The 18,651-nt window shown below is 39.9% G+C and carries 17 protein-coding genes; 14 read left to right on the forward strand and 3 right to left on the reverse strand.

The features are described 5' to 3' along the window. Positions 1 to 11 precede the first annotated feature (11 nt). Complete coding sequence (locus ACU696_RS19995) at positions 12 to 1,331, reverse strand: polysaccharide deacetylase family protein (protein WP_004907902.1); 1,320 nt, start codon at positions 1,329 to 1,331, stop codon at positions 12 to 14. A 328-nt stretch (positions 1,332 to 1,659) separates the two neighbouring features. Here ACU696_RS19995 and ACU696_RS20000 point away from each other — a divergent pair, with 328 nt between their 5' ends. From ACU696_RS20000 to ACU696_RS20010, 3 genes are all read left to right on the forward strand, one after another. Then, the gene (locus ACU696_RS20000) at positions 1,660 to 2,772 is read left to right on the forward strand and encodes a mandelate racemase/muconate lactonizing enzyme family protein (RefSeq protein ID WP_004907900.1); all 1,113 of its coding nucleotides are present in this window, start codon (positions 1,660 to 1,662) and stop codon (positions 2,770 to 2,772) included. Between the two features lie 249 nt (positions 2,773 to 3,021). Then, positions 3,022 to 4,332, forward strand: coding sequence for an MFS transporter (locus ACU696_RS20005; RefSeq protein WP_042851501.1), 1,311 nt, complete (start codon positions 3,022 to 3,024; stop codon positions 4,330 to 4,332). Between the two features lie 165 nt (positions 4,333 to 4,497). Further along, complete coding sequence (locus ACU696_RS20010; RefSeq protein WP_227024198.1) at positions 4,498 to 5,232, forward strand: Crp/Fnr family transcriptional regulator; 735 nt, start codon at positions 4,498 to 4,500, stop codon at positions 5,230 to 5,232. Here the strand turns inward: ACU696_RS20010 and exuR are convergent, their stop codons facing one another. Then, complete coding sequence (gene exuR, locus ACU696_RS20015) at positions 5,233 to 5,994, reverse strand: transcriptional regulator ExuR (protein ID WP_447343216.1); 762 nt, start codon at positions 5,992 to 5,994, stop codon at positions 5,233 to 5,235. It lies immediately after the preceding gene. Positions 5,995 to 6,231: 237 nt separating this feature from the next. On the opposite strand from exuR, the gene ACU696_RS20020 reads away from it, so the two are divergent. The 7 genes from ACU696_RS20020 to ACU696_RS20050 all read left to right on the forward strand — a co-directional run bounded on the left by ACU696_RS20020 (position 6,232) and on the right by ACU696_RS20050 (position 12,624). After that, positions 6,232 to 7,725: a UxaA family hydrolase gene (locus tag ACU696_RS20020; protein WP_164529193.1), complete on the forward strand. Its 1,494-nt coding sequence runs from the start codon at positions 6,232 to 6,234 to the stop codon at positions 7,723 to 7,725. A 223-nt stretch (positions 7,726 to 7,948) separates the two neighbouring features. Next, positions 7,949 to 8,800, forward strand: a complete 852-nt coding sequence (locus ACU696_RS20025) for a MurR/RpiR family transcriptional regulator (RefSeq protein ID WP_109912662.1) — start codon at positions 7,949 to 7,951, stop codon at positions 8,798 to 8,800. Positions 8,801 to 8,987: 187 nt separating this feature from the next. After that, entirely contained in the window at positions 8,988 to 9,419 is a 432-nt protein-coding gene (locus ACU696_RS20030) for a PTS sugar transporter subunit IIA (protein ID WP_109912663.1), read from the forward strand. Positions 9,420 to 9,428: 9 nt separating this feature from the next. Continuing rightward, positions 9,429 to 9,902 carry a PTS system mannose/fructose/N-acetylgalactosamine-transporter subunit IIB gene (locus tag ACU696_RS20035; protein ID WP_109912664.1) on the forward strand — a complete coding sequence of 158 codons (474 nt, stop codon included), beginning with the start codon at positions 9,429 to 9,431 and terminating at the stop codon, positions 9,900 to 9,902. Positions 9,903 to 9,948: 46 nt separating this feature from the next. Continuing rightward, positions 9,949 to 10,740: a PTS mannose/fructose/sorbose/N-acetylgalactosamine transporter subunit IIC gene (locus tag ACU696_RS20040; RefSeq protein ID WP_004907885.1), complete on the forward strand. Its 792-nt coding sequence runs from the start codon at positions 9,949 to 9,951 to the stop codon at positions 10,738 to 10,740. After that, positions 10,737 to 11,567 (forward strand): PTS system mannose/fructose/sorbose family transporter subunit IID, encoded by an 831-nt coding sequence (locus tag ACU696_RS20045; protein ID WP_004907883.1) that lies wholly within the window; start codon positions 10,737 to 10,739, stop codon positions 11,565 to 11,567. Before ACU696_RS20040 ends, ACU696_RS20045 begins: the two co-directional genes overlap by 4 nt. A 13-nt stretch (positions 11,568 to 11,580) precedes the next feature. Further along, the gene (locus ACU696_RS20050) at positions 11,581 to 12,624 is read left to right on the forward strand and encodes a tyrosine-protein phosphatase (RefSeq protein ID WP_109912665.1); all 1,044 of its coding nucleotides are present in this window, start codon (positions 11,581 to 11,583) and stop codon (positions 12,622 to 12,624) included. Positions 12,625 to 12,818: 194 nt separating this feature from the next. Here ACU696_RS20050 and araD read toward each other — a convergent pair whose 3' ends face one another. Beyond that, positions 12,819 to 13,517 carry an L-ribulose-5-phosphate 4-epimerase gene (gene araD, locus ACU696_RS20055; RefSeq protein WP_004907879.1) on the reverse strand — a complete coding sequence of 233 codons (699 nt, stop codon included), beginning with the start codon at positions 13,515 to 13,517 and terminating at the stop codon, positions 12,819 to 12,821. A gap of 454 nt (positions 13,518 to 13,971) precedes the next feature. On the opposite strand from araD, the gene ACU696_RS20060 reads away from it, so the two are divergent. From ACU696_RS20060 to ACU696_RS20075, 4 genes are all read left to right on the forward strand, one after another. Beyond that, positions 13,972 to 14,784, forward strand: a complete 813-nt coding sequence (locus tag ACU696_RS20060; protein WP_004907878.1) for a DeoR/GlpR family DNA-binding transcription regulator — start codon at positions 13,972 to 13,974, stop codon at positions 14,782 to 14,784. Positions 14,785 to 14,993: 209 nt separating this feature from the next. Beyond that, positions 14,994 to 15,986 carry a substrate-binding domain-containing protein gene (locus ACU696_RS20065; RefSeq protein ID WP_036958239.1) on the forward strand — a complete coding sequence of 331 codons (993 nt, stop codon included), beginning with the start codon at positions 14,994 to 14,996 and terminating at the stop codon, positions 15,984 to 15,986. 157 nt (positions 15,987 to 16,143) lie between these two features. Then, entirely contained in the window at positions 16,144 to 17,661 is a 1,518-nt protein-coding gene (locus tag ACU696_RS20070) for a sugar ABC transporter ATP-binding protein (protein ID WP_004907876.1), read from the forward strand. After that, positions 17,654 to 18,643 (forward strand): ABC transporter permease, encoded by a 990-nt coding sequence (locus ACU696_RS20075; RefSeq protein WP_209101798.1) that lies wholly within the window; start codon positions 17,654 to 17,656, stop codon positions 18,641 to 18,643. The genes ACU696_RS20070 and ACU696_RS20075 overlap by 8 nt, the downstream gene beginning before the upstream one ends. Positions 18,644 to 18,651 lie beyond the last annotated feature (8 nt).

An 18,651-nucleotide genomic window follows, 5' to 3' on the forward strand; every position in this document is an offset into this window, starting at 1 on the left:
CGCTATATTGATTATCTATCGATAATAATATTTTGATTTATGACGCTTTTTTCACTATTTCCAACCATCTGAGCAAATTTCTCTAATGGGTCAGTCCGAAAAGCATACAAACGTTTGAGGGCAAATGGGTTATCCCCTAATTTGACTTTTCCTTGAATGGTTGTCAGTGCTAAATGTAAGCCAGCTTTTCCCCCCGCGTCCATCGCTGCGGAGTTATATCCACCAAAAGGATAGGCTAAATAGCGTTGTTCCGGTTCGAAGCGACTCAAAATTTTCATCGACCGTTTAAAGTCCAACATAATGGTATGTTCTTTCCGGCTAAATAAAATTGGTGAGTTATGGTTATCTAAACGATGCAAAAAGTGAGTATGAGATTGGATGTTAAAAACGTCTCGGCTATCTTTAATTTCTTGCTTACTCATAAATTGTAAGCCATCCGCTGACCATTTTTGTGGCTGCGTTTTAATCCGGGAAGAAATAATAAACAGCGTTGCTTGCTGGCGGTTATGCCTTAAAATCGGTAATGCATAGCGATAAACTGACTTTAAACCGTCGTCAAATGTCAACACAACAGCCTTACCCGGTAGATTTGCAGATTTATTTAAATAATCTTCCACATCAGCAAGCGAAAGGGTTTGGTAGCCCGCTTGTTTTAAATAATTCATTTGTTCGCGAAATGCTTCCACCGATGTCGTGGTGGATGTTTCACGAAAATGCTTATTTTCATTGTCTTTGAGAATATGGTGATAAGTTAAAATCGGAATGCCTTTATCCAACGAAACATCATCTAAACGCACATAGCCTAGCCTATCCCCAATACGAATGGTTAACCATGCCGTTTTTTCACCTGTTTTATCCGTTTTAATCATTCGCGCTAACACAGGATAACGCAGGTTTTCCCATAAAGAGGCTATTTGCTTACGATTACTTTGAGTTGAGTTGTATACCGCTGTTTTTTGGTGTGTGACTAAATAATCATAAATGGGATTTTGTAAGTCATTTAGCCTATCTACTTCAGGTACATAGCGCGGCTTTTTGTTAGAAAATGATATCGTTTTCACAAATGCGTAGTCATTGCCAAACTGCATCGCACAATAATCCCCTGAGGGAGAATAAGCGTAAAACCCGTGTTCTGCGTTCAGTTCTGCGACAGCGCGCATTTCTCCAGCAATCATCGCAAAAATAATTTCAGGCTGTTTTGTTTGAATTAGCTTGGGGGGGATGTCTGCCAACTGCCAATCATCTGTATCATTGACGATTTCAGAAGCCATAGATTGAGAGAGATAATTCGTAAATAAAATACACAGTAATAAAAGTAATCGTTTAGACATTTTTCATCCGCTATAACGCTGGGTTTCCGCAATTATTCTAAACCTACTCTAGATTGAACCCCATACCCCAATAAAAATTTTTATTGTCCCACTCTTATTATTATCACGAAAAATAATACTTAAAATGTATGGTTGTTATCTTAACCCCTTAAGTTGTTATACCAATTTAGATATTCCATCGTGATCTATCATACAAAATAAAGAGATCTAGCTCATATTTATCAGTAAAAGGCGCCATCAAGGCACAATCTGTAAATCATTTGACAGTTTAATCCATTTCCCACTGCTAGATTGGCATTCAACCACCTTACAACACCTGGGAACAACAATGAAAATAAAAGAAATTAGTACTTTTATCATGCACGTACCTGTCACTAATGACCTAATTGGTGACTCAACTCACAGTATTACCCATTGGGGAATGCCGGGTGTCATGATCAAAACAGAATGTGGGTTAGTCGGCTATGGCCACACCGGAACACACGCCGATATCACTACCGACCGGTTAATCACCACCATTATTGAAGATGTTTTCGGTCCAATGTTACTCGGTGAAGACCCAACAGAAGTACGTTATTTGCATCGAAAACTCACTCGCAGCTCAACCAATATTTGGGTTGGTCGCGGTGGTTTAATGCAAATGGCAATTTCTGCCATCGACATCGCCCTTTGGGATCTCAAAGCTAAAGCCGCAGATCAGCCGTTATGGCAACTGTTTGGCGGTTCAAAACACAATAAAGTTAACGCCTATAACACCGACTGCGGTTGGTTAGTGCGTAGCCAAGAAGACTTAGTCGATGATTGTAAAAAAATGATCTTCGAAGAAGGCTTCAAAGCAATAAAAATGAAGATTGGCAAACCAGACCCACGCGAAGATCTACAACGTATTGAAGCGGTTCGCCACGCAATTGGCGATGATATCGACTTAATGGTAGATGCGAATGGTAAGTGGGATATCAGTATAGCCAAGCAATATGGCCACCGTTTAAATGATTTTAATATTAAGTGGTTTGAAGAGCCGTTGTGGCATGATGATGTCGCCAGCCATAAACAACTTGCCGCTTATATGGACACACCTATCGCATTAGGTGAATTACTTTATCACAATGATTCGTTTAAGGAATTTGTCTTGGCAGGTGCCGTTGATTACTTACAACCTGACGCCACACGCTGTGGTGGTTTAACAGCAGTATGGGAAATTGCTGATTTAGGTATGGCCTTTAATTTACCGGTGACACCACACCATGGCGATATGATGCAGGCACAATTGCATCTGGTCATGGCGCATCCAGCCTGCTCTTTACTAGAATTCATTCCTTGGACACTGGACTGCTTTGTTGACCCGGTCGAAGTTATTGATGGTGTTTATACCACACCAACCGCGCCTGGGGCAGGTACAACGTTAAAACCTGAAGCATTAGCTAAATTTAACGTGAAATAATGATCATTCCCTTTTTCAATATTTCATTTCTAACAACATGAAAAAGGGAAATTAATAACAAGAATTATTCATTTTAAATTACTTATTTACACTCTAAATAATTCATGATGCGGTCAACAACACTGCAACTTGAAGTATGGCGAGTATTTTAGCTCTATACTCTACTCTGCTGGTTATTCAGCGGCGGGCTAAACACATAATAAAAATGAATAGATAACATTACTATCTTACAAAAAACTGGGGTGAACCATGTCCACCAATACGGATCATTTATCATCGGCTACCAGCAAAGCAATACGAAAAATAATACCAATGGTGGTATTAATGTTCATATTGGCTTATTTAGACCGTTCTAATATTGGTTTCGCAAAACAAGAGTTTCAGTTAACGACTGGGTTAAGTGACGCTGCATACGCATTTGGCGCAGGGATCTTTTTTATCGGCTACGCACTGTTTGAAGTGCCAAGTAATATTCTACTGTACCGCATTGGTGCTCGAGTATGGCTATCGCGCATTATGGTCACATGGGGGCTAGTCTCTGCCGCCATGATGTTTGCCCATGATGAAACCACCTTTATTGTGCTGCGCTTCTTGCTTGGTGTCAGTGAAGCTGGCTTCTTTCCGGGGGTTATTTTGTATTTAACCTTCTGGTTCCCACAAAATATCCGGGCACGGGTGACAGGCTACTTCTTATTTGGTGCACCACTGGCATTTATCATTGGGGGCCCATTATCAGGCTCACTCCTGTCACTAGAAGGAACTTCATTTGCCTTCGGTTTATACGGCTGGCAGTTAATGTTTGTCGTAGAAGGCTTATTGGCATCTATTGTCGGGATTTGGGTATTCTTTTACCTTGATGACCGCCCAGAAAAAGCCAAATGGCTGACGGCTGAGGAAAAAAATGCACTTTCCGCTAAATTAGCTTTGGAAGAAGACGCCAAAGCAGGTCATAGCCCGAAAGGTGCCCTGAGAGCATTATTAGATATGCGTGTTCTCTACCTGTGTCTGATTTGGTTTACCGTTCAAGTCTGTGGTTACGGTATTTATTTCTTCTTACCAACCCAAATTGGTACATTATTAGGCAGTAAAGTCGGCATACTAGTAGGCTTTGTCACCGCCATACCACCACTGTGTGCAGCCATTGCAGTTTACTACGTTCCTCGTATTTCAGAACGTCTAAAAGAACGCCGTAAAGTTGCTGCCATTACCTTTATGTTAGGGGCTGCTGGGATCGCTGTTTCTGGTTTATTCGATAGCATTCCAGTTATTGCCATTATTGCGTTATGTGTCGCAGCAGCAGGCCACTTAGCCATGCAACCTCTGTATTGGAGCTTCCCATCTGCATACTTAGGCGGTACCGCTGCGGCATCAGGAATCGCCCTGATTAACTCTGTGGGTAACTTAGGTGGCTTTGTGGCACCAAACTTAAGAGTGTGGGCAGAAACCACCTTTGAGTCTGCCCGTGCAGGGCTCTATTTTATCGCTTTAGTCGCCTTTATCGGTGGTCTGTTGATTCTGACATTAAGAAGATTAGGTATTGAAAAACGATTTGAAGATTAATTAATGATCTTTTGAATCCCTCCCGAGCCGCAATAAATGGCTCGGGTTTTCTATTACTCTATTTCTTATTTGTGAGGTTTACTCGAATATTACGGCGGTTCATGATTGAACATAACCCTACCAAATGTCATGATAAAGTTAGCTAATCATGCAGGGAGCATTCAGATGAACATTGCGGTACAAAACAGTCAATTAGTTCTAACGCATGAAAATATTCTTGAAATATTAAAAACAAATAGTTGGTTTAGTAACTTACCCGATTATTTAATTTCCATCTTAATGACATGCGCCACATTACGCTTCTATCCTGATGGTGAAATGGTTCACTATCAAGGTGACCCTGCACGTGGTTTATATGCGGTGATTCAAGGCTCAGTAAAAGTGAGTTCGATATCCTCAGATGGCCGTGAATGTGTATTTCGCTATCTTTCACCTGGCAATTGGTTTGGCGAAATTGCCATGCTAGATAAGTCAGCGCGCACCCATGATGCTAAAGCAATCAGCCCAACCATTTTACTGACGATATCACCGAAAGATTTAGCCATGATCTTGGAAAAGCACCCCGTTTTTTACCAATTTCTGAATATTTTGCTCTGCAAAGTGATTCGTAACGCCTTTACTATTATCAATGACAGCGCCTTATTGTCTGTTTCCGCCCGGCTGGCCAAGCGCTTATTGAGCTTAGCGGAAGGTTATGGTGAACCTCATGAAAAGGGGATTCAATTGAGCCTATACCTGACACAAGATGACTTGGCGACCATCATTAATACCACACGGCAAACTATCAATAAGCGTTTAGTTGCATGGGAAAAACTCGGTTGGATTGATGCAAAATACGGGAAAATTATTTTAGTTAATCTCCCCGCGCTGAAGCAGATCTCTGAGGATGATGAAGAATAACTAGCTGTTATCATCCATCGTTGGGCTATCTGCGAAGAAGTAGCGATCCATAGTGAATTCAAAGTCATCACTGGTCGCATTGAACAACATTTTTTTGGTATTTTCCAAATGTTGCCACATGGCTTGCCGCGCCCCTTTCGGGTCTCGACGCGCTAACGCCTGTAAAATTTGGTCGTGCTCATCACACCAGCTCTCAATCGAACGGTTATCAATGTGCTCATGAAGCTTGAGCCAGTAAGGATTACGTAAGCGTTGGCTCCACATTTGCTCAACAATTACCACCATCGCACTGTTATGGGTCGACGCGGCAATTTGCATGTGAAAGGCAAGATCCCATGTTGAGTCGCGAAAACCATCCTCTTTACGAGCATGCTTTTGAATATCAACCAATTTTAAAATATCTTCTTTCGTGGCTTGGCTTGCGGCAAATTCGGCGATGTGGCTTTCAATCAGTTGCCTTGCTTGTAATAGCTCAAATGGCCCACAACGACTAAATTCTAATCCGGTTTCTGTATTGACTGAGTTATTAGACCGATTACTGATGACGTGTATGCCAGATCCTTTGCGTACATCCACATATCCTTCCACTTCTAACATAATGATAGCTTCGCGGATCACCGTACGGCTCACCTTCATTTCATCAGCAAGTAACCGTTCTGCAGGCAATTTAGTGCCAATTGGGTATTCATCATTTTCGATGCGTTCTTTGACCAAAGCCGCAACTTGTTGGTATAGGCGCGGTTCACTCTCTTGTGAGCTCATTATTTTCTCCTTTCATATAACAACCCGACTCATTGGCCACTAATGCCTCACAGTATAACGAAATTTTATGGTGATGGGTGAAATAGAAGTGCTCCCATAAATAAATCACAATAAATTGGTATAACATCTTTAAAAGTTATAAACCGGATCGTATAATGTTTGAAATTTAGACAACCCAAAAATCGACACTAAGTGGCCGATCGCACTGAATCCGATTTTCAACCCAGAGAATGCAATATGATAAAAGATATAATAAAAATACATCCGAATGACAATGTCGCCATTACCTTAATCGATAGACTCTCGGGTGATACTGTCAGCGTTGATGGCCAATCCGTGACATTAAAGCAGGACATCGGTCGCGGCCATAAAATTGCCCTAGATACGATTGAAGCGGGTGAAAATGTCATGAAGTATGGTGCGCCTATCGGCCACGCAACAACGAAAATAACCGTTGGCGAGCATATTCATACACATAATACAGCGACTAATTTAAGTGCCTTAAATGAATATGAATACCACCCTGAACACAACATAATTACCGCTACACGGCCGGATCCAGATGTGCAAATCTATCGTCGAGCAAACGGTGATGTCGCGATCCGCAATGAAATTTGGGTGATCCCAACCGTTGGCTGCGTGAATGCACTCGCTAGAAAAATGATCGAGCGCTTTAATAAACAACATCATGGTGCTTCTGATATTGATGGCGTTTATCTGTATAACCATACTTTAGGATGTTCCCAGCTCGGTGATGACCATTTAACAACGCGTACTATTTTACAAGATATGGTTAAGCACCCTAACGCAGGTGGTGTTCTAGTCATTGGTTTAGGCTGTGAAAACAATCAAGTAGCCGCCTTTAAAGAAACATTAGGTGACTATGATGATGAACGTGTAAAATTCATGGTATGCCAACAATTAGATGATGAAATTGAAGCCGGTGTCGAGCACCTTAATACGCTTTATCAATTCGTACAGCAGGACAAACGTGAAGCAGGCAAACTGAGTGAAGTGAAATTTGGCCTTGAATGTGGTGGATCTGATGGGCTTTCAGGCATCACCGCTAACCCACTGTTGGGCTGTTTTTCTGATTTTTTAGTCAGCCATAACGGAACCACGGTGTTAACGGAAGTCCCTGAAATGTTTGGCGCAGAACAAATTCTAATGAACCACTGCCATGATGAACCGACGTTTGAGAAAACGGTCAATATGATCAATGACTTCAAACAATATTTTATTGCCCATGACCAGCCGATTTATGAAAACCCATCTCCAGGGAATAAAGCAGGCGGTATTTCGACACTCGAAGAAAAATCCCTCGGCTGCACACAAAAAGCAGGCACTAGCCAAGTAATGGATGTTTTAAAATACGGAGAGCGCCTGACAACCCCAGGGTTCAACTTGTTAAGTGCACCGGGTAATGATGCCATTGCGACCAGTGCCTTAGGTGCAGCAGGCTGTCATATGGTGTTATTTACAACCGGTCGCGGTACACCATACGGTGGCTTTGTTCCCACCATGAAAATTGCGACTAATAATGAGTTAGCCGCCAAAAAACCCCATTGGATTGACTTCAATGCGGGCGCCCTATTAACAGGAAAATCTATGGATCATTTATTAGATGACTTCATTCAGCTTGTTGTGAAAACCGTTAATGGTGAGCACACCAAAAATGAAATCAATGACTTTCGTGAATTAGCAATTTTCAAAATGGGCGTCACACTTTAAAAACAAACTATTCCCTATTGCTTAGGCCATCGTTAAGCAATAGGGATATAACTAACTACTTATATTTATTAATTTTCCCTACAGACCTGACTTTCTATCCTGAGCCATAAATTCATTTATCGTGACATGAACCCAATAAAGAAAAGTCACCATTTCCCTATTTTTAGGATATGGTAGGATCCGTTTCTTGATGGCAAATTTTAATTTATTAGCAGGATAAATAATGATAGACCTAAAACTTAGAGAGGCCAGAGACAGCCTTTCCACCAAAGAAAAACAAGTCGCTGAGTACATTATTGCTAATAAGAAAAACATGCAAAGTATTAGCATTCAATCCCTTGCCCAAGAAAATAAGGTCAGTACCACCACTATTTTGCGCCTGTGTCATAAGTTAGGCTACCAAGGTTTTAGTGACCTAAAAATTGATTTAATTTCATCGATTAATCACAAATCTTACGGCACCCTATTACAAGAAGATATTGATATTAATGACTCGATGGAAACCGTTAATCACAAAGTAGGACTGATTGAAAAATCATCCATAGAAGAAACTTGTGCTTTGGTTAATTTAAATGCCTTTAAGCAAGCAAATGAGTTAATTAGCAAGAGTAAAAAAATTGTAATTTATGGTGCTGGTAGTAGTGGATTAGTTGCAAAAGAATTTGAATATCAATTAATTAAAATAAAAAAAGATGTTAATTGTCACCTTGATTACAGCATTCAATTTAGTATCGTGAATACGTTAGATCAGAACGATCTTGTCATTGTCATATCTCATTCCGGTGAAAACCACGAATGTATCAAGCTACTCACTCTTGCCAGAGAATTGAAAGTTCCGACCATTGCTATCACAAAAATGGGACAAAGTTCAGTATCAACCTTAGCTGAGACTATCTTGCATACAATATCGACTGAAAATATTTCAAGGATCATCCCCATTCGCTCAAAAATATCCCAACTCACTGTAATTAATATGTTGATTACTAACTTATTTATCAAACAGTATGATGAAAGAATTCAAAAACAAATTAACACTCGTGCGGAACGCTTTACTCGTCTAAATAGCAATAACTGATCAGCTTTCTCCTTCTTAATATCGCCTATGTGGCTCTGAGTAGCCACTTCGATCTTGCTCACAAAAATGACCCTTTCTAGGGAGCTCCCTCTTTTCATTCCTATTTTTTGTGATATTGTTACTTTAAAATAAATATATAAAAGTAATTTTATTACTAAAATAAAAAAGATAAATACAAGGGGAAAAAATGAGCTCTCAAATACCTATCATACTGGCTAGCCATGGGCCTTTTGCACAAGGATTACTGGAATGTGCTGAAATGCTGATCGGCTCGCAAGAAGATATCAGCGTGATTTCGATTCAAAGAGAAAGCAATATTAATGAGGTAAAAAAACATTTATTTGAAACATATCAGCATGTTAATAAAGGCAATGGCGTTTTAATTTTGGTCGATTTATTAGGCGGTTCTCCTTGCAATTTAGCCAGTGAGCTCGTTATTACTCAAAATGATGTCGTGCTGTACTGCGGAATCAACGTTCCGACTTTTCTCGAAATACTCAGCAACCGAGACCTTCCTTTACATGAACTTCATCAAGTCATTAATGATGTATTCCCTGATAGTTGCATTAATGTCGGTGAACAACTTAAACCATTAGCACAAAACGATAGCGAACTTTAGGAGAATCCCATGCCAATTAATGTTGCCCGAATTGATGACAGACTTATCCACGGCCAAGTTATTACTACTTGGGTTAAAAATTTTGATATTGAGCAGGTGATTATCGTCAACGACAAAGTTGCCAATGACACCGTTCAACAATCCGTTCTTACTATGGCGGCGCCACCAGATCTAAAAGTCGTCGTTTTTGGTGTCGATAAATTCATTGAAGTCTTAAAAAAAGCAGAAATTAAACGTCGTACTATGTTGCTGTTTACTAACAGTATTGATGTGAATAGGCTCGTCGAAAGTGGCTTAAAATTGGAAAAACTGAATGTCGGCGGAATGCGCATGCAAGAAGGCCGTCGTAATTTATCTCGTGCGGTTGCTGTGACACCGGATGAAGAACAAGCCTTTAGGTCGCTCATCAACAATAACGTTACTGTTGAAATTCAAATGGTTCCTAAAGATCCCATTGTTGAATTAAAAACATTACTCAATTAATTCATCTAATCATACTTATTTTCACTCAATAAGTGAGGAGCCTATTATGTTGGTAGAGGCCATTTTAATTGCGATTTGGGCAGGTATTTGCTCATTGGATGATGTCGGTCCGCAAATGCTAAGACGCCCATTACTCACCGGTACTGTGGCCGGTATTATCATGGGCGATATGGTGCAAGGGTTAGCCATTAGCGCCACATTAGAATTAATGTGGATGGGAATTGGTAATGTTGGTGCTTATTCTGCACCCGATATTATCGCCGGTTCAATTATTGGAGTTGCGCTCGGTATTGCTTCCAATGGCGGAATTGCAGCGGGTATCGCCCTTGCCGTACCAGTCTCTATTCTATGTCAGCAATTACTGATTATCTGGCGTTCTTTTGCTAGTTTTTTAAATGTCTGGGCCAGTAAATCCATTCTTGATGGCAACTACAGTGGCCTAACAAAAGTGCATTATTTCTCGACGCCACTGTGGTTTTTTATTCGTGCCATTCCCTGCTTTATTGCGGTTTATTTTGGTAGTGACTTAGTCAATAGCATATTAAATGCCGTACCTGAAAGTATTCTTACCGGTATGGGTGTCGCATCTAAACTAATCCCTGCTGTCGGTATCTGTATTCTGTTACTCATGTTACTTAAAGGCAGAATGTGGTTTTTCTTTCTGCTCGGTTTTATGCTCACAACCTATTTAAAACTACCAATTATCCCAATTACTTTTATCGCTCTGGCATTTGCTGTGCTTTATGACATGGCATTTGCCAACAGCTTGCGCCAAACACCAGAAGAAAAAACAGCACCAACTTCCCATAAAAATGAAGAAGAGGAGTATGACCTATGAGTGAAATAACCACCTCTGAAAATAAAAAACTCACGAAAAAAGAGCTTAATGGTATGTTTTGGCGAATTCAAACCATGTCATTCTCATACAACTACGAAAAACTGCAAACAATTGGTTTTGCTCATTGTATGGTACCCGTTCTCGATAAACTTTATGAAAAAGCAGATCAAGAAACACGTATTAAAGCCATGCAACGCCACTTCGAGTTTTTTAATACACAAATTAACGCAGGTGCATTAATTCTCGGTGTCACCGCAGCATTAGAAGAAAAAACAACAGAAGAAGAAAAAGAGGCAGTCATTTCTGTAAAAGCTGGTTTGATGGGGCCATTTGCAGGTCTTGGTGATAGCTTATTAAAATTTACATGGCTGCCCATTTGCGGCAGCATCGGAGCCGCATTTGCGCTGCAAGGTAATATTATCGGCCCTATATTAATGTTTATTCTGTTTAATATCGTCAATATCGGTACCAAATATTTCTTTATTCATTATGGCTATAACAAAGGCGTTGATTTAATCGAGCAATCGAAAAAATCAAATATTATTCAGCGAATTACTAATATAGCGAACGTTGTCGGGGTCATGGTCCTAGGTTCCTTGATAGCGACGACCGTCAAGCTTTCCACTCCGCTAACCATCGCCGTCGGTGAACAATCTATCAAAGTACAAGAGATGTTTGACAAGGTAATACCTAACTTACTCACCCTTCTCTTTGCACTCGGTATTTTCTTCCTTGTTCGTAAATTTCAAGGAAAACATACCGTTGCACTCATTGTTGCCATTATGGTTTTAGGTGTTGTTTGTTCCGTGTTCGGAATTTTAGGATGATAAAGGGAAATATATGGAAATCGAAGTCAACAGAGTGAATGAATCAACACTCGAAATAAAGTTTAGTGAAATTCCATCCTCTCCTCTGGCATTATATTGGACGGATAAACCTGATACTCAGGTTTATCCTGAGAATTTCATTACAGATAAATTAGAGAATACCATTACAGTTCAAGACCCATTAAATGCTAAACAACGCATCTATTTTATTTTACAAAATGCCAATGGACGTAAATTATTCGCTGAAAGAACATTACCTATTGAGGGATTAAATAACTTCCGTGATTTTGGGGGTTATACCACAACAGACGGAAAACAGGTGAAATGGGGAATGTTATACCGTTCCAACCATCTATTTAATTTGAATGAACAAGCGGTAAATTATATTTCCCATCTAGGGATTAACAGCATTATCGATTATCGTACTCAAAATGAAATTAATAAATCGCCCAATTGCCATGTTGGTGAAAAGAAAACCTACCATCTTGATGCAACGGCTCAAACTGCTGAATTAGCAGCACAATTTGCCGCATCACCAGATAATGAAGATAAAGCGTTAATCGAAAGTGTTATCCAGCATATTCCGAAAGAGATGATTAACGGCGATGGGTTACAAATATTAGAACAATATCGCCAATTTGTAGTGAGTGATAAGTCAAAATCCGCCTTTAAGCAAATGATAGAAGTCTTATTAGATAGTCATAATGCCCCAAATATTCAGCATTGCCGCGGCGGAAAAGATCGAACCGGTTATGGCGCATTACTGGTACTTTCCATGTTAGGTGTTCCGAAAGAAACCATTGTGCAGGACTATATGCTCACCCATTTTAACCGGCTTGAACGTAACGAAATTAAAATGGCAGGATATCGGAAAATAACTCAAGACAAAAATGTACTGGATTATTTACTTTCACTGATTGATACTCAAGAATCATTTATTATAGAGGTATTTAATACGATGGAAGAAATATCCGGCTCTGTAGAAAACTATATTAAAAATGAACTTAAATTCACAAATAATGATATTAAGCAACTTAGAGAAATATACTTAGTTTAAATAAATTCACTTGTTATATAAACAACCACAGGCTTAATAAAATAAACCTGAGTGATGGCTGTATTTAATAAATAGTAAAATAGCCACATAGCCTATTTATTGTGGCTATTTTATTGACGAAAAAATCCGTTATTGGTTATAAAATCAATAATTACTTTTATTCGCCAGTTTTATTCAATAAATTTTTAACTGCTTTATTTTTGCCCGTAATACGCATTTTTACCGTGTTTACGTAAATAATGTTTATCTAATAATACTTGTTGCATTGAACCTATTTGTGAACTTAATTGACGGGTAAATAAATTCATATAGGCAATTTCTTCTAATACCACGGCATTATGCACTGCATTATCGGGGCTTGTTCCCCAAGCAAATGGGCCATGGCTATTCACTAATACCGCTGGAATATCTTTTGCTGACAGCCCTTTTTCCTTGAAGGTTTCGATGATCACATGGCCTGTTTCTCTTTCATATTCCCCTTCAATTTCACTTTCTGTCATTTTACGGGTACAAGGAATTTCACCATAGAAATAATCAGCGTGGGTTGTCCCTAAGGCACTCAATGGCTGCCCTGCTTGAGCCCAAATAGTGGCATGACGGGAGTGAGTATGAACAATACCGCCAATTTCAGGGAATGCTTGGTACAGCGCCAAATGCGTGTCAGTATCTGAAGAAGGGCGATATTTCCCTTCTACCACCTCTCCACTTTCCAACGAGACCACCACCATGTCCTCTGCTTTCATGGTTTCATAGTCAACGCCAGAAGGTTTTATCACCATTAACCCAGCTTCACGGTCAATACCACTCACATTACCCCAAGTAAAAGTTACTAGGTTATGTTTGGGTAAGGCGAGATTCGCTTCAAAAACCTGTTGTTTCAATTGTTCTAACATAACAACTCCCTAGCTTGCTAAAATATGCTTAATATCAACAACAAAAATTTATTATGGTGATGTTTTTTGTGTGTTGATAACCTATATCTACCTATTAAGGTAAACAGATTTAGGCCATTTAAAAAGCACCTCACTTTACAAATTCGCAACAAAACAGCCCAATTCGGGCATAATCGGTCACGATCAGTCAAATAAAGTCACCACCAAGATGTGGTTAATTGACCGAGTTAGCCCAATATTTTTTGTTTATTGTGAGAAAAACAAAAAGACACCGCCAATATAGTGATATGAGTCTAATTATTATGTAATAAAATTATATTAAATTCATAAAATGAAGATCAAAGTCACTTTAATCGGCTTTGTTTTTTTCAAAAAGAGATTACTTGAATCCAATCACGACAAAAAAAAAGCAACACGGGCAGAATGAATACCATGGAAATAATAGGAGCTAAATATGTTACAAGCCGAACGCCATAAATTAATATGTTCTCATGTTTCGCAGAATGGTTCGGCGTTGGTACGTGATTTAGCCCAATTATGTCTCGTGTCTCAAGAAACTATTCGTCGCGATTTAACGACTCTTGAGCGAGAAAATAGGATCATCCGTAGCTTTGGAGGCGCGGTGGCCATCGACCAAGAAGAAATGCCGATGGTGAATGTTATGCCATCTTCGGTCAAACTCAGTCAAATGGTTGATGGCGCAGAGTCTTTTCGTAAAAGAACTGAAGAGCATCCTGATGCCAAAATGAAAATTTCGAAGGCTGCACTAAAATTAATCCAGCCTGGTGACTGTATTATGCTAGATAACAGCAGTACTTGCTGGTTTCTAGCGCGGCAAATACCCGATATCGACATCACCGTGGTGACAAACTCGGTCAAAATTATCCAAGCGTTGGCCTGCCGTGACCGAGTTCGTGTTATTGGTATTGGTGGGGAATATTCAGAACGTCATGATGATTTTCATGGCCCAATTGCAGAAAGTATTATTCGTAGCTTTCAGATAAAAACCTTATTTCTTTCATGCCAAGGATTCAATATCGAAAATGGTATTCGCGATGGCAGTGAAATAAACTCAAAATTAAAAAATATTATGTTACAGGTTTCTGAAAATAAAGTTTTGCTCGCGGATAATAGTAAATTAGGAAAGTATGCATTTAGTCAGGTTTGTACATTTGATGATATTGACGTATTAATTACAAACAAACTAAATGATAATAATTTTCAAAAACAATTCTCTAATCTTAAAATTATCGAGTGTGACAAATAATTTATAAAAATAAAAATTATATAGCTGTAATGTAAGTAAAAATAATAAGTTCCATTTTATTTTCTGTATTAAATAAGTGCAGGGATATTATTTACTCATAATTCCTAGCACTTAATTATAGGCATATCTAAATATGAGAAATTCATTATTTCTAAAAATGAAAATTCTTGATTTAGTATCCATCTACACTAAGGAATACAACTATGAACATGAAGAAGCTAGTTTTACCTTGTTTAATGAGCGTTGCACTATTTTCAAATGTCGCGATGGCTGAATCACAAAAAGCACAAAAGCCCTTTACCATGGGTGTCGTCGTGAAAGTCGGTGGTATTCCTTGGTTTAATGTTATGGAACAAGGTATTACTGAAGAAGGCAAAAAACTGGGAGTAAACGCCTTCCAAGTTGGCCCAACAACCGCTGACCCTGCAGAACAAGTTCGTGCTATCGAAGATTTAATCGCCAAAAAAGTAGATGTCATTGGCGTTGTCCCTAACGACGCTAAAGTTCTTGAACCTGTATTAAAGCGAGCTCAAGACGCTGGAATTAAAGTCATTACCCACGAATCACCAAACCAAAAAAATGCAGATTGGGACTTTGAATTACTTGATACCCAAAGTATGGGGGCTAACCATATGAGAGATATGGCGGCATGCATGGGCGAAGAAGGCAAATATGCCATGTTTGTGGGAAGCCTGACAGTACCATTAGTGAACGAATGGGCCGACGCGGCAATTGCTTACCAAAAAGCAAATTACCCGAAAATGCAAATGGTCGATGACCGCTTTGGTGTTGCCGAATCCGTTGATGACTCAATGCGCACAGCCAATGATTTATTATCTAAACACAAAGACTTAAAAGGCATCATGTCATTTGGTTCACAAGGCCCTATCGGTGCAGGCCGTGCCATTGATAAACGCCGCAAAAATGATGAAACCTGTGTATTCGGGACATTTACGCCAGGCCAAGGCATCAAATTACTGGAAAAAGGTGCAATTGATGGCGGCTATATTTCCAATCCAAAAGTCGCAGGACAAGTATTTGTACAGGTTGCGACTGCCATGATGAATGGTGAAGAAATTAAAGATGGCGTGTCTATTGGTGATATGGGTGAAATCAAAGTCAGTGGTAACACCATTTTGAGTGATAACCCCGTTAATTTGAATATTGAAAATACTAAAAAATTAGTCGAAGTCGGTCTGTAATTTCACCCTGTTAAAATAACATTCACAACAAAAATACAATATTTATCAATATATTAAATTTTATGTTCTTTGAGTTCGAGTTGCCTGTACTAACACAGCAGCTCGAACTCATCACGAACAAGCCAACACCAATTTATTTGCAGTAGGAATTGTACTTATGACAAGCACCTCAAAAGCTGACAAATCCGATCCACTCATTACCTTGCGAGACCTTTCCAAAAGCTTCGGTGGTCACCGTGCATTACGCAATATCGATTTGACGCTCAACAAAGGTGAAGTGCACTGTTTAGCAGGCACCAATGGGTGTGGGAAAAGCACATTAATTAAAACCATCAGTGGTGTCTATGCCCCTGATGACGGTAGCAAAATTGAAATTGATGGAAAAAGCTATCATCGGCTGACGCCAGATAAAGCCCGTGAATTAGGTGTACAAGTTATCTACCAAGATTTGTCGTTATTTCCAAATTTAACCGTTGCCGAAAATATCGCTTTTGAGCTGAATCTCAAAGGCTATTTTGGCTGGTTTCGCAAAAAACAACTGCGCGAAAAAGCGTTAGAAATCCTCAATGAGTTGGCTTTCACCATTGACCCTGACACACCGGTACAATTCTTACCCATTGCTCAACGCCAACAAGTTGCTATCTGCCGAGCTTTAGTCGCCGATGCACGTCTGGTGATTATGGATGAACCAACAGCTTCATTGACCCGTACAGAAGTCAACCAACTACTCTCAACAGTTAATTACCTAAAAGATAAGGGAATTACCGTTGTTTTTGTGAGTCATCGACTAGAAGAAGTCAAAGAGATCTCTGACCGCATCACAGTGATCCGTGATGGTCAAAAAATTGGGACATGGCCTGCTGAAGGCTTAACTACACGCAAAATTACTGAATTAATGACTGGCTTAGACATTGTCCATGAACGTAAGCCACCAAATAACGCGGAAGACCGACGCACTGTACTCGAGATAAAAAACCTCAGTCGAGCTGGGCAATATCGTGATATCAACTTAAATTTAAAACGCGGCGAAGTATTAGGTTTATGTGGTTTGCTTGGTTCAGGCCGCACCGAATTAGCGCTATCGTTGTTTGGCATTACCCATCCAGACAGCGGCGAATTATTCATCGAAGGCAAGCCTGTTAAGTTAAAAAATAACACCGACGCTATTAAGCGTGGTATTGGTTATGTATCTGAAGACCGCCTGACTTTAGGCGCTATCTTACAGCAATCCATCGCAGACAATATGGTGATTTCGATTCTTGATCGACTCAAAACACCATGGCATTTAATCGATGAAAAACAGTGCCAAGACATCGTACAAGAGTGGATAGCCGACTTAGATATTAAAGTCACCGACCCAAATAACGCCCTTTCAACACTTTCAGGCGGTAACCAGCAAAAAGTGGTACTTGCCAAATGGATTTTAACACGCCCTAAAGTACTGATTTTAGATTCGCCAACCGTTGGCGTCGATATCGGTGCAAAAGACAGTATTTACAAACTCATTCACCGTTTGTCAGGTGTCGGTATCTCTATTTTATTAATTACCGATGAAGCCTCCGAAGCTTATTACAATTGCGACAGAATTTTACATATGAAACAAGGCTCTATCGTCAAAGAAATTGTGACAGATTCCATCAATGAGCAACAATTGGAGGAAATCATCAATGGCTAATTGGCAAAAATTACGACCACAATCTGTCGAAGGCTGGCTGACTTGGGTCATTCTTATCATGGTGGTGTTCTTCACATTGATGAGCCCGCAATTTCTGACTATTCAAAATTTACTCGACCTCAGTGAAAGCTATGCGGTGACGGGTATTTTCGCCTTGGGCTTATTTGTGGTTCTTGTCACTGGGGGCATTGATATTTCGTTTGCTGCTGTGGCTTCCGTAGTGCAATACGTGATTGCGACTTGGTTATTACAAGGTTTTATTGCAAGCCCTGCGGTCAGTATCACATTAGCGATTATCATCGGTATCGCCTTTGGATTAATCAATGCCATTTTAATTTATTCGCTGAATGTTGTGTCGATCATTATCACCATTAGTATGCAATCACTGCTGTTTGGGATGCTGATGTGGTTAACCAATGGGCACAGTATTTATGACTTGCCTGATTGGTGGGTTGACCCTGTGACTATCTTGCCTTTTGAAGTGGATGGCGAATATTACCAAGTTGGCTTGCCGTTAATTGTGATGCTTGGCATTGCCTTCTTAACGTGGATTTTGATGAATAAAACCCACATCGGCCGTCAGTTATACGCTGTAGGAGGAAGTCAAGAATCTGCATCTCGTATTGGTATCCGTGTTTCAGTGATTTACTTGTTTGCCTATAGCTACCTTGGTGCAATGGCGGCGATTGGCGGCATGTTGCAAACCTACCGAATGAGCGAAGTGGTACCGAGTGCCCTTGTGGGCGGAGAGCTGGATGTGCTTGCTGCAGCTGTATTAGGTGGCGCCAGTTTATCCGGTGGACGAGGCTCTGTGATAGGTACACTAATGGGCGTTTTCCTGATTGGTATCTTGAAAAACGGCCTAAACCTGATTGGTGTTTCAAACTACTTCGTCAATATCGTCATTGGGCTGGTTATTCTCATTGCGATTTGTATTACTCACTACAAAAAACGTAAAGAGACGGACGTAGGTTTTGTTTAACAGGAATA

Source organism: Providencia sp. PROV_01, assembly GCF_053098325.1.

Coding starts and splice junctions, on each gene's coding strand:
- ACU696_RS20075 (WP_209101798.1), top strand. CDS start 17,654: ATGGCTAATTGGCAAAAATTACGACCACAATCTGTCGAAGGCTGGCTG.
- ACU696_RS20060 (WP_004907878.1), top strand. CDS start 13,972: ATGTTACAAGCCGAACGCCATAAATTAATATGTTCTCATGTTTCGCAG.
- ACU696_RS20035 (WP_109912664.1), top strand. CDS start 9,429: ATGCCAATTAATGTTGCCCGAATTGATGACAGACTTATCCACGGCCAA.
- ACU696_RS20070 (WP_004907876.1), top strand. CDS start 16,144: ATGACAAGCACCTCAAAAGCTGACAAATCCGATCCACTCATTACCTTG.
- ACU696_RS20010 (WP_227024198.1), top strand. CDS start 4,498: ATGAACATTGCGGTACAAAACAGTCAATTAGTTCTAACGCATGAAAAT.
- ACU696_RS20020 (WP_164529193.1), top strand. CDS start 6,232: ATGATAAAAGATATAATAAAAATACATCCGAATGACAATGTCGCCATT.
- ACU696_RS20005 (WP_042851501.1), top strand. CDS start 3,022: ATGTCCACCAATACGGATCATTTATCATCGGCTACCAGCAAAGCAATA.
- ACU696_RS20040 (WP_004907885.1), top strand. CDS start 9,949: ATGTTGGTAGAGGCCATTTTAATTGCGATTTGGGCAGGTATTTGCTCA.
- exuR (WP_447343216.1), bottom strand. CDS start 5,994: ATGAGCTCACAAGAGAGTGAACCGCGCCTATACCAACAAGTTGCGGCT.
- ACU696_RS20025 (WP_109912662.1), top strand. CDS start 7,949: ATGATAGACCTAAAACTTAGAGAGGCCAGAGACAGCCTTTCCACCAAA.
- ACU696_RS20000 (WP_004907900.1), top strand. CDS start 1,660: ATGAAAATAAAAGAAATTAGTACTTTTATCATGCACGTACCTGTCACT.
- araD (WP_004907879.1), bottom strand. CDS start 13,517: ATGTTAGAACAATTGAAACAACAGGTTTTTGAAGCGAATCTCGCCTTA.
- ACU696_RS20045 (WP_004907883.1), top strand. CDS start 10,737: ATGAGTGAAATAACCACCTCTGAAAATAAAAAACTCACGAAAAAAGAG.
- ACU696_RS20050 (WP_109912665.1), top strand. CDS start 11,581: ATGGAAATCGAAGTCAACAGAGTGAATGAATCAACACTCGAAATAAAG.
- ACU696_RS19995 (WP_004907902.1), bottom strand. CDS start 1,331: ATGTCTAAACGATTACTTTTATTACTGTGTATTTTATTTACGAATTAT.
- ACU696_RS20030 (WP_109912663.1), top strand. CDS start 8,988: ATGAGCTCTCAAATACCTATCATACTGGCTAGCCATGGGCCTTTTGCA.
- ACU696_RS20065 (WP_036958239.1), top strand. CDS start 14,994: ATGAAGAAGCTAGTTTTACCTTGTTTAATGAGCGTTGCACTATTTTCA.